This window comes from Lawsonibacter hominis (assembly GCF_014287895.1).
Classification (GTDB): Bacteria; Bacillota; Clostridia; order Oscillospirales; family Oscillospiraceae; genus Lawsonibacter_A; species Lawsonibacter_A hominis.
Genome location: NZ_JACOPP010000028.1, coordinates 21,321 through 31,768, shown reverse-complemented (window position 1 = coordinate 31,768; position 10,448 = coordinate 21,321). Strand labels below are relative to the sequence as shown.

Genomic DNA, 10,448 nt, shown 5'->3' with positions numbered 1-10,448 from the left:
TCGCCCTGTCCGTCATGAGAGGTGTCATTTCCGACGCACGTGTCGCCGGAAATGACGGAGCTTCCTTTCCTTCCGTCGTCTGCGGACGACTCAACTCTGCCAGGCTCTTCTCCAGGAGGGTTTTTGACAGCCTCAGGGCGGGGGAGCTTTGCTCCCCCGCCCTGAGTCCTGTCTGGCGATCGTATGTCTGTTCAGCAGCCGCAGTTGTTGTTGCAGCCGCAGCCACAGTTGTTGTTGCAGCCACAGCCGCCCCAGTTGCCGCCCCAGCCGCCGCCGCAGCAGCAGCACAGAACGATCAGGATGATGATGATCCACAGGCAGCTGCCGCCGCCCCAGCCACAACCGTTATTGCACCCCATGATTGAGTACCTCCTGGTTTCAAAGTAGAAACCTGGGCGCGGGGCGGCGGTGCGCCGCGTCTTCCGGCCCGGTCTCACTTCATTCTATGCATCCGGTACCAGGGGGTGCAAACGCTTATTCCAATTCGAATGCGCCGGTATAGAGCTGGTAGTAAAGCCCATGCTGGGCAATCAGATCGTCATGGCCGCCCCGCTCCACGATACGGCCGTGGTCCAGCACCATAATGGCGTCGGAGTTGCGCACCGTGGACAGGCGGTGGGCGATAACGAAGACTGTGCGCCCGCACATCAGAGAGTCCATCCCCTGCTGAACGATGGACTCGGTACGGGTATCGATGGAGGAGGTGGCCTCGTCCAGGATCATCACCGGCGGGTCGGCCACGGCGCAGCGGGCAATGGCCAGCAGCTGCCGCTGGCCCTGGGACAGATTGGCCCCGTTTCCGGTCAGCAGCGTGTCGTATCCCTGGGGCAGGCGGCGGATGAAATCGTCCGCGCCCGCCAGCTGGGCGGCGGCCTCCACCTCCTCGTCGGTGGCCTGCAGATTGCCGTAGCGGATATTCTCCCGCACCGTTCCGGTAAACAGGTTGGTCTCCTGGAGCACGATGCCCAGGCTCCGGCGCAGATCGCTTTTCCGGATCTTGTTGATATTGATGCCGTCGTAACGGATCTTGCCGTCGGCGATATCGTAAAAGCGGTTGATGAGGTTGGTGATGGTGGTCTTCCCCGCGCCGGTGGCCCCCACGAAGGCCAGCTTCTGGCCGGGCTTTGCAAAAAGGGAGATATCGTGGAGGATGGGCTTGCCGGCCTCGTACTCGAAGTCCACATCAAAAAAGCGCACGTCGCCGGTGAGCCTAGTATAGGCAAAGCCCCCCTCCTTCTGCGGAACCTTCCAGGCCCACAGATTCGTGCGCTGGCCGCTCTCACCCAGCTCCCCCGCCTGATCGTAGGCCGCGTTCACCAGGGTGACCGTGCCCTCGTCCCGCTCGCTCTCCTCATCCATCAGCGCGAAGATCCGCCCCGCGCCCGCAAGGGCCATGACGACCGAGTTGAGCTGCTGGGAGATCTGGCTGATGGGCTGGGAAAAGCTTTTGGACAGCTGGAGGAAGGACGCGATGACGCCCAGCGTGACGCCGCCGCCTACGCCGCCCAGCGCCATCAGCCCGCCCGCCATGGCCACGATCACATACTGGATGTTGCCGATATTGACCATGATGGGCATGAGGATATTGGCGTATTTGTTGGCCATGTCGGCGCTTTCGAACAAAGCGTCGTTGACCCGGTCAAAGCCCTCCTGGGCCTTCTGCTCATGGCAGAAGACCTTGACCACCTTCTGGCCGTTCACCATCTCTTCGATATAGCCGTTCAGGTCGCCCAGCTTCTCCTGCTGGCGCATGAAATACTTGCCGCTGCGCCCCGCGATAGAGCGGGTGACCAGCAGCATACCGCACACGCAGAGGACGACCACCGCGGTGAGCAGCGGGTTGGTGACCAGCATGGCCAGGAACACCACCACGATCGTGACCAGCGAAGCAAACATCTGGGGGATGCTCTGCGAAAACATCTGGCGCAGGGTGTCCACGTCGTTGGTGTAGACGCTCATCACATCTCCATGGGCATGGGTATCAAAATACCGGATGGGAAGGGTCTGCATATGCACGAACAGCTCGTCGCGGATCTCCTTCTGCACGCCCTGGGAGATGGTGACCATAATGCGGTTATAGGCCAGCGTACACAGCGCGCCCGCCAGATAGAGACAGCCCATGAGGATCAGGGTGTGCAGCAATCCGCTGAACACCGGCTGGTCGGTCAGCAGAAGGGGCGCGATATAATCGTCGATGAGGCTCCCCAGAAACAGAGATGCGGACACCGAGGCCGCCGCACTGACCAAAATGCATACCAGCACCAGAAAAAAGCGGAATTTGTAGCCTTTGAGCACATAGGAGAGCAGCCGCTTTGCGGTGCCGCCCTTCTTTGCGGCGTTCTTATTCATGGTCCTCTCCTCCCTTCGTCTGGGACTCATAGATCTCGCGGTAGATGCCGCAGGATTCCAGCAGCTGCTCATGGGTGCCCATGGCGGAGATTTTCCCGCCGTCCATCACCAGGATCTTGTCGGCGTCCTCGATGGAGGAGATGCGCTGGGCGATGATGAATTTGGTGGTATCCGGGATCTCCTCCCGGAAGGCCCGGCGGATCATGGCGTCGGTCTTGGTGTCCACGGCGGAGGTGGAATCGTCCAGGATCAGGATCTTCGGCTTCTTCAGAAGGGCCCGTGCGATGCACAGCCGCTGCTTCTGCCCGCCGGAGACATTGGAGCCGCCCTGCTCGATATAGGTATCGTATCCATCCGGGAACTCCCGGATAAAGGAATCGGCCTGAGCCAGCCGGCACACCCGCGCCAGCTCCTCGTCGGAGGCATGCTCATTGCCCCAGTGCAGGTTTTCCCTGATGGTGCCGGAGAACAGCTCGTTCTTCTGGAGCACCATGGCCACCTGCTCCCGCAGGGACTCCATGTCGTAGTCCCGCACATCCACGCCGCCCACCTTGACGCTCCCTTCGGTGGCGTCGTACAGACGGGGGATGAGCTGCACCAGCGTGGTCTTGGAGGTGCCGGTCCCGCCCAGGATGCCCACTGTCTCGCCGGAGGCGATGTGCAGCTCCACCTCCTTCAGGCACTCCTTGCCGGGATCCCCGGCATAGCTGAAGCTGACGTGTTCAAAGTCCACAGAGCCGTCCTTTACCTCGCGCACCGGGTGCGCGCCGTTTTTCAGGTCGGTCTGCTCATTGAGCAGCTCTGTGATCCGGTCCGCGGAGGCCCGCGCCATGATGATCATGACCAGGACCATGGAGAGCATCATCAGGCTCATGAGGATCATCATGATATAGCTGAACATACTGGTCAGCTCGCCGGTGGTCAGGGTACCGCCCACCACCATCTTCGCGCCCAGCCAGGAGACCAGGAGCATGCACCCGTAGACGCAGACCTGCATCAACGGCGCGTTGAATGCGATGATCCTCTCCGCTTTGGAGAAGTCCTGATAGATCTCCCGGGACACTGCGCCGAACTTTTCCTTCTCATGCTCCTCCCGGACGAAGGACTTGACCACGCGGATCCCCAGCAGATTCTCCTGCACCACGCTGTTGAGCCGGTCGTACTTCTTGAACACCCGGGTAAAGACCGGATGGGCCCCTTTCATGACCAGCAGCAGACCCACCGCCAGGATGGGAATGACCACCAGAAAAACCAGGGCCAGTTTGGGGCTGATGACAAACGTGAGGACCCAGGCGCAGATGAGCATGATGGGGCAGCGCACCGCGATGCGGATGACCATCTGAAAGGCCATCTGCACATTGGTCACGTCGGTGGTCAGGCGTGTGATGATGCCGGCGGTGGAAAATTTGTCGATGTTGGAAAAGGAAAACTGCTGCACGTTTCGATACATTTCCCGGCGCAGGTTGCGGGAAAACCCGGTGGCCGCCCGCGCCGCAAAGCGGCCGGACAGGGCGCCGAACGCCAAGGCCACCAGCGCCATGACCACCAGCAGGATTCCATAACGCCAGATATTCCCGACATTGCCGGCATTGACGCCCAGATCCAGCAGTTTTGCCATCATCATGGGGATCAGGACATCAAACGCCACCTCGCCGATCACAAAGATGGGCGTCAGAATCACGTCCTTTTTGAACTCCTGGATACCGCACGCCAGGCCTCGTTTTTTCTTCATAGGTCTCCTCCTCGGATTTAATTCGCATGCTAACTGTAAGCCTTGAAACAGTTTTAGAAAAAGAGAAGCCGCCACGCCGTGCGGGCGGCTCAGCTGAGATTCTTTTTCAGTTTCTCCACGGTCGCCATGAATTGTTCCAGCTCCTGGTCGCTGATGCCCTCGGTCAACAGCTCCTCCATCTTGTCCAGCCGCTGCTCGATCTGCTGATGCAGCTTCTGCGCCTTCGGCGTGAGTACCACCTGCTTGAGGCGTGCATCCCGGAAGACCGAGCGGCGGGTGATGAAGCCGGCGGCCTCCAGCTTCTTCAGCAGCCGCGACGCGGTGGAACGCCGGATGCAAAAGGCCTCCTCCACGTCCTTCTGACAGATCTCACGGTCCGGATGGTGTGAGAGAAAGCCCAGCAGCTGTCCCTGCATTTCGGTGAACTCCGGGTCTTCCGGCGGGGGCGCAAACTCCAGGATCTTGCGGCGCATCAGGTTGGAAAGCGCCCGGATCTCTCCGCCGACCGCTCTTCGCTCCCTCGTATCCATCGCCTCCTGTCGCTGATCTGTCTTTAGTTTAGTTGCTTTGCTAACAGTTGTCAAGGAGCAAGCTAAACAAAAATGTCCCGCCGAACGAGCCATCCGTTCGGCGGGGCAGGCTTCTTCCAGCATCGCTTTGCCCCCCGGGAAACGTCGGCCGGACAGGCATTCCCCAGGATTTAGGACCGGCTTCCGGATTGCAGGCGCGATACCGTCACGCTGTTCATGGTCGTGTAAAGCGCGGCCTCATCCACGCCGCCGACGGATACCAGCCGGTCCAGCAGAGTCCCGCCGCCATCCTTCGTGGCCGCGGACAGGGCGAAATAAGACACATAGACCACCTGCGCGCGCAGGAAGGAGCCGCCGGTAAGCATGGCCTGCTCGGCGGAATTGAGCACACCCAGCTCCACGCTCTTGCCCAGGGCATTGCTCCAGGAAAAATCCGGATTGGTTCCGCTGTCGGTATAGCCCAGGGCCCGAAGCACAAAGGTCATATATTCTCCCGCCGAGAGGACGGTATCGGGCGCAAAATAAAGCGCTCCGGCGGCGTCGGCGCCCACGCCTTTGGTATACCCCTTGGCGTAGGCGTAAGCCACATACCGGTCGCACCAGGCGGGCGTATCCGCAAACGGATTGCCCTGGGTGCAGGCCAGCGCGGCGCCCTCCTCCCCGATCAGGCGCAGGAACATCACCAGTCCCACCACCCGGGTCGGCGCGACCTCCAGGTCGTATCCGCAGCCATAGGCGGTACCGGTTCCCTGGAACAGGCCCATGGCCTTCAGCGCGTCGGCCAGCGCGTTGTAATCCAGCGCGCCGCTGTCGCTGCGCGTATAGGCTCCTTCCAGGCCCACCACGGCGGTATCCGACGTAATGGTCACGGCGGCGCCGGCATTCTCCCCCGCCAGATAACGGTGTCCCTCCGTCAGCGCCGCCCCGGCGGCCAGAGCCCGCCCGGCGGTCACATCCACCACTGCGCCGGAGGGGGCGGCGACTGCGGCGCTTCCCGCCAGCAGAAGCAGGCCGGAGCCCGTATATACCGTGACGGTATCGCCCTTCTTCAGCCGATGGTCGGCAAACGCAAGATGGAGCGAGGTCTCTCCGCCCGCCTGGGCCAGATACGCGCTGTGTTTGGCGTTCAGACCGCTCAGCACCGTATCGTAAGTGCTCTGCGTCTTCTCCTCCAGGCGCCGTCCGGCCTGCTCCGCCACCGCCGGGAGGTAGGTGTCGTTGAGATAGCTCTGGGACACCAGCGTCTCGCCGGACGTTCCGCCCGAAGCGCAGACCGCCCCGCAGCCCATCAGGATCAGGGCGGCCAGCAGGAATACCGCGGCCCTCCTCATGGCTCCTCCGAGATCATATAGCTCAGGGACAGCAGGCTGTCGGCAAAGTGGACATCCTCGATGATCACACCGGTGCTGTCCAGCCGCAGCTCGATGTTGGTAAAGTTCCAAATTCCCTTCACGCCGCCCGCCACCAGGCGCGCGGCGATGGCGTTGGCCACCCCCCGGGGCACGGTGAGCACCCCGATGCTGGCGGGGGACTCCTTCAAATACGGTTCCAGCTGATCCACATGGTAGACCGGAACGCCCGAAAGCGTACGCCCCACGATATCAGGGCTCACGTCAAAGGCAGCGGCAAGGGTAACGCCGGAGCGCTGAAAATGGAAGTTCTCCAGCAGGGCCCGGCCCAGGTTGCCCGCGCCCAGGATCACGGCGGTATGTCCCCGGTTCATGCCCAGGATGTCGGACACCTCGCCCCGCAGGCTCTCTACATTATATCCATAGCCCTGCTGGCCAAACTCTCCGAAGCAGGACAGATCCTGCCGGATCTGGGAGGCGGTCAGCCCCATGGATTTCCCCAGCGCGCTGGAGGAGATGCGCTCCACCCCCGCCAGGTGCAGATCGTTCAGATGCCGGTAATAGCGCGGCAGCCGCCGGATGACCGCGCTGGATACCTTTTGCTTTTTCATTTCGCCTATCACACTCGTTCCCGTAGGAAATAGATTTCTACTCAGTGTTTCAGTTTACCTGAAAAACGCCCCGATGTCAACGCTCTTACCCCGGATTCCTGCCGGGTCGTGCCGGAACCCCGCACGCTTCACCCGCATAGAGTAAATCGAAAAGGAGGAGTGCAACTTGGAATTTATCGGAACCATCGTGACCCATATCTATACCTCCCGGGCCCAGCTTCCCGTCCAGGGCGCCGCCGTAGCCGTGACGCAGAAGGCCCCCGGCGGCAAGCATGTTCTGCTGGCCCTGCGCACATCCGACGAGAGCGGAAAGACCGCTCCCATAGCCATACCGACCCCGGCCCCGGCGGCGGGGCAGGCGCCGGGCGCGGAGCAGCCCTTTGCCCTGTGCGACGTCTGGTGCGAGGCGCCCAGCTTTGCCGTCAAACTGCTGGAAAACGTCCAGGTCTTCCCCAACGTACAAACCCTGCTGGAAATCGAGCTGATTCCCCTGCCGGAGCAAACGCCGCCCCTGTCCATGACGGCGCCGGTGGAGATCACGCCGCAGAACCTGTAAGGAAGGAGCCACTCCCATGCCTACGGAAGTCCGGCCCTATATCCCCCAGCAAATCACCGTACATCTGGGTTCGCCCAACCAGGCGGCCGAAAACGTCACCGTTTCCTTTCCGGATTATGTGAAAAATGTGGCCTCCAGTGAGATCTATCCCACCTGGGAGCCCTCCGCCATCCGGGCCAATATCCTGGCCATCATCTCCTTTGCCTTGAACCGCGTCTACACCGAATATTACCCCAGCAGGGGCTTTCCCTTCAACATCACCTCCTCCACCGCCATTGATCAGAAATACATCCACGGCCGGGATATTTTCGAAAACATCAGTCAGGCGGTAGACACGATTTTCAACTCCTACATCCGCCGCCGGGGCTTTATCGAGCCGCTGGCAGCCAAATTCTGCAACGGCACCACCACCACCTGCGACGGGCTCTCCCAGTGGGGCAGTCAGGAGCTGGCCCAGCAGGGGTACAATTCGGTGGATATCCTGCGCCATTACTATGGGGACGATATCGAACTGGTCGTCAACGCTCCCGTATCCGGCGTACGCGCCTCCTATCCGGGCTTTCCGCTGCGCCGGGGCATGGTGGGGGAAAACGTGATCCGCATTCAGTACATGCTCAACCGGATCTCCCAGGACTACCCCGCCATACCCAAAATCCCGACGCCGCTCAACGGCCAGTTTGACGAGGCCACCGAGCAGGCTGTGCGTCGCTTCCAGCAGATCTTCTCTCTGACGCCGGACGGCGTGGTGGGGAGCGGCACCTGGTACAAAATGGTCTTCCTCTTTGTGGGCATCACCAACCTGTCTGAGCTTGCCAGCGAAGGACAGACAGTCTATCAGATCTCCTACCAGTCCTCCGGGCAGCTGTCCGAAGGCGACCGGGGCGAGGGCGTGCGGACGATCCAGTATCTGCTCTCGGTGATCGCCGAGTTCTACGATACGGTCCCGGCACCCGCCATCGACGGCATCTATGGCCCCGGCACCGTCCGGTCGGTCACCGCGTTCCAGCAGACCATGGGGCTTCCCCAGAACGGCGTGATGGACGCGCGCACCTGGGAAGCCCTGTACCGGGCATACGAGGGCATCACGGAATCGGTGGACCGTTACACCAACGTGATCCCGGAGGCATTCCGGCCCGAGCCGGGGACCACCTCGGGCCTGACGCAATTCTCGGGGCAGGACCTGGCCCTGGGCAGCACTGATTTCAGAGGAGGGAGCAACGGATGACCTGTGAAAATCCCTATACCGGCGTACCCGTACGCAGCCTGCAGACCATGCTGCGGGAACTCTCGTTCCACTACCCCGTCATTCCCCGCCTGATCCCGGACGGCATCTTCGGCGAGCACACGCTGGAGGCGGTGATGCTCTTCCAGCGGGAGTTCCATCCCCCGGTCACCGGCCAGGTGGACCACGGGACCTGGGACGCGGTCTCCGCCCTGTTCCAGAGCGTCCGCCCCGGGCTCTCCCCCCCGCTTCCCTGCCGCCTCTGGCCCGGCAACGGTTTTGCCGTTGCCCCCGGCGAGGACTCCGTCCACCTCTATCCCGTCCAGGCCATGTTCCGGGGCCTGTCTCAGCTTCTGGAGGGGATCGAGGACGCCCCGGTCTCCGGTACCCACGACGCCGCCACCCAGGCCAATCTCCGCTATGTCCAGCGCAGCGCGCAGCTCCCGGAGACCGGCCTGGCCGACCAGGCCACCTGGAACGCTCTGGCCCGGCTGTACGTCCTGTTCGTCACCTTCGCCCAATCGCCCCGCCTCCTGCGTGAGGGCTGGCTGGACGTTCCCTGAATCCGCCGCTTGCATCTTGGGCACAACACCTGTATAATCAAGCTGTACAAGTGTGAAAGCAGGTGGTCGGATGCATTTCGAGCTCTCTCCCCAGCAGCTCCGGGAGCGGGGCGGTCTTTTGGAACAGTTCCTGGACGTGGCCTTTGATTCCAGCATCCTGCTGGATCAGGACGGCTATGTGCTCAACTGCGGCAACGGCGCCACGCAGCTCACCATGACCCGCCGCTCCGGCCTGCTGGGCCAGCATGTGACCGCCTTCGATAAGGTATCCCCCTTCGAGGAGGTGCTGCGCACCGGCACGGCCGTCAAAAACAAGCTCTATGTGGTTCAGGGCCGCCGCTGTCTGCAGAACATCTACCCCATCTTCTGGGAGGGCCGCGTGGTGGGGGCCCTGGGCGTGCTGAGCTACACCAATATGAACGATATCCGCCAGCAGCTGGTGGGCGACCTGGCCGAGCACCTGTCCGAGGTCAAGCTGGGCGATATCGCCGAAGTGGAGACGGAAAATCTTATACGGGCCCGCCTTCAGCGCAACTACACGTTTGAGGACTTTATCGGCGAAAGCGCCAAGGTTCGGGCCGTAGTCCACGAGTGCAAGGCGGCCGCCACCGCCCCGTATCCGGTGCTGCTGCTGGGCGAAAGCGGTACCGGCAAGGAGATCCTGGCCAGCGCCATCCACTCCTTCGGCATGAAGAGCATCCAATCCCCCTACATCAAAATCAACTGCACCGCCATCCCCAACCAGCTGCTGGAATCGGAGCTTTTCGGCTACGAAAAGGGCGCGTTCACCGGCGCCACCGCCCCGAAAAAGGGCCGCTTCGAAGCGGCCAGGGGCGGCAGTATCCTGCTGGACGAGATCGGCGATATGGATGTGGCCCTTCAGGGCAAGCTGCTGCGGGTGCTGGAGGAGCGGGAATTCGAGCGGGTCGGTGGAATCAAGACCATCCCGCTGGAAGCCCGGGTCATCTCCTCCACCAACTCCGATCTGCTGCAAAAGTGCAAGGACAACCGCTTCCGCCGTGATCTGTATTACCGCCTGTCCACGGTGGAGATCCGCATACCGCCTCTGCGGGAGCGGCCCGACGACATCCCGCTGCTGGTCAGTCATTTTATCAGCCGGGAAAATCTGCCCATCGCCATCACGGACCCCGCCATGGAAGCCATGGTCGAATACGCCTGGCCCGGCAATGTGCGCGAATTGCGCAACATCATCCAGCGTTTGGGGATCTCCTGCCCGGACCGGCCGGTCCGCACCGACGACGTGATCCGCTATTTCTCCGACGGCTCTCTGGCGGCTCCGCTTTTCCCCGGCACGGGCGACAGCGCCTTTCCCCCTTACGTCCACATCCATCCGGAGCAGGCGCAGGCGCGGGAGACCCTGCTGAACGTCCTGCGGGAACAGCATTGGAATCTGTCCGCCGCCGCCCGCGTGCTGCACATCACCCGCGCGACCCTCTATAAGCGTTTGAAAAAATACAACATCACCGTACAGCGCAGAGGCTCCTGAAAAAAGTCCTGCCGCAGAACAAGCTGCGG

At 62.0% G+C, this 10,448-nt stretch carries 10 protein-coding genes; 4 read left to right on the top strand and 6 right to left on the bottom strand.

The genetic code is table 11. The features are described 5' to 3' along the window. Positions 1-191: 191 nt before the first annotated feature. The 6 genes from H8S57_RS14400 to H8S57_RS14375 all read right to left on the bottom strand — a co-directional run bounded on the left by H8S57_RS14400 (position 192) and on the right by H8S57_RS14375 (position 6,571). Positions 192-359, bottom strand: a complete 168-nt coding sequence (locus H8S57_RS14400; RefSeq protein ID WP_186908724.1) for a hypothetical protein — start codon at positions 357-359, stop codon at positions 192-194. Between the two features lie 115 nt (positions 360-474). Next, on the bottom strand, positions 475-2,349 hold the full coding sequence (locus H8S57_RS14395; RefSeq protein WP_186908723.1) for an ABC transporter ATP-binding protein: 1,875 nt from the start codon (positions 2,347-2,349) through the stop codon (positions 475-477). Continuing rightward, complete coding sequence (locus H8S57_RS14390) at positions 2,342-4,081, bottom strand: ABC transporter ATP-binding protein (protein WP_186908722.1); 1,740 nt, start codon at positions 4,079-4,081, stop codon at positions 2,342-2,344. Before H8S57_RS14390 ends, H8S57_RS14395 begins: the two co-directional genes overlap by 8 nt. Before the next feature lie 89 nt (positions 4,082-4,170). Beyond that, positions 4,171-4,611, bottom strand: coding sequence for a MarR family winged helix-turn-helix transcriptional regulator (locus H8S57_RS14385; RefSeq protein WP_186908721.1), 441 nt, complete (start codon positions 4,609-4,611; stop codon positions 4,171-4,173). Positions 4,612-4,781: 170 nt separating this feature from the next. After that, complete coding sequence (locus H8S57_RS14380; RefSeq protein ID WP_186908720.1) at positions 4,782-5,942, bottom strand: hypothetical protein; 1,161 nt, start codon at positions 5,940-5,942, stop codon at positions 4,782-4,784. Then, complete coding sequence (locus tag H8S57_RS14375) at positions 5,939-6,571, bottom strand: redox-sensing transcriptional repressor Rex (RefSeq protein WP_186908719.1); 633 nt, start codon at positions 6,569-6,571, stop codon at positions 5,939-5,941. The genes H8S57_RS14380 and H8S57_RS14375 overlap by 4 nt, the downstream gene beginning before the upstream one ends. A gap of 166 nt (positions 6,572-6,737) precedes the next feature. On the opposite strand from H8S57_RS14375, the gene H8S57_RS14370 reads away from it, so the two are divergent. The 4 genes from H8S57_RS14370 (at position 6,738) to H8S57_RS14355 (ending at position 10,419) form a co-directional block, all read left to right on the top strand. Continuing rightward, positions 6,738-7,127 (top strand): spore cortex-lytic protein, encoded by a 390-nt coding sequence (locus H8S57_RS14370; protein WP_186908718.1) that lies wholly within the window; start codon positions 6,738-6,740, stop codon positions 7,125-7,127. Positions 7,128-7,143: 16 nt separating this feature from the next. Further along, positions 7,144-8,352, top strand: coding sequence for a peptidoglycan-binding domain-containing protein (locus H8S57_RS14365; protein WP_186908717.1), 1,209 nt, complete (start codon positions 7,144-7,146; stop codon positions 8,350-8,352). After that, positions 8,349-8,912, top strand: coding sequence for a peptidoglycan-binding domain-containing protein (locus H8S57_RS14360; RefSeq protein ID WP_186908716.1), 564 nt, complete (start codon positions 8,349-8,351; stop codon positions 8,910-8,912). The genes H8S57_RS14365 and H8S57_RS14360 overlap by 4 nt, the downstream gene beginning before the upstream one ends. A gap of 70 nt (positions 8,913-8,982) precedes the next feature. Then, complete coding sequence (locus H8S57_RS14355; protein ID WP_207723815.1) at positions 8,983-10,419, top strand: sigma-54 interaction domain-containing protein; 1,437 nt, start codon at positions 8,983-8,985, stop codon at positions 10,417-10,419. The last annotated feature ends 29 nt before the right edge of the window (positions 10,420-10,448 follow it).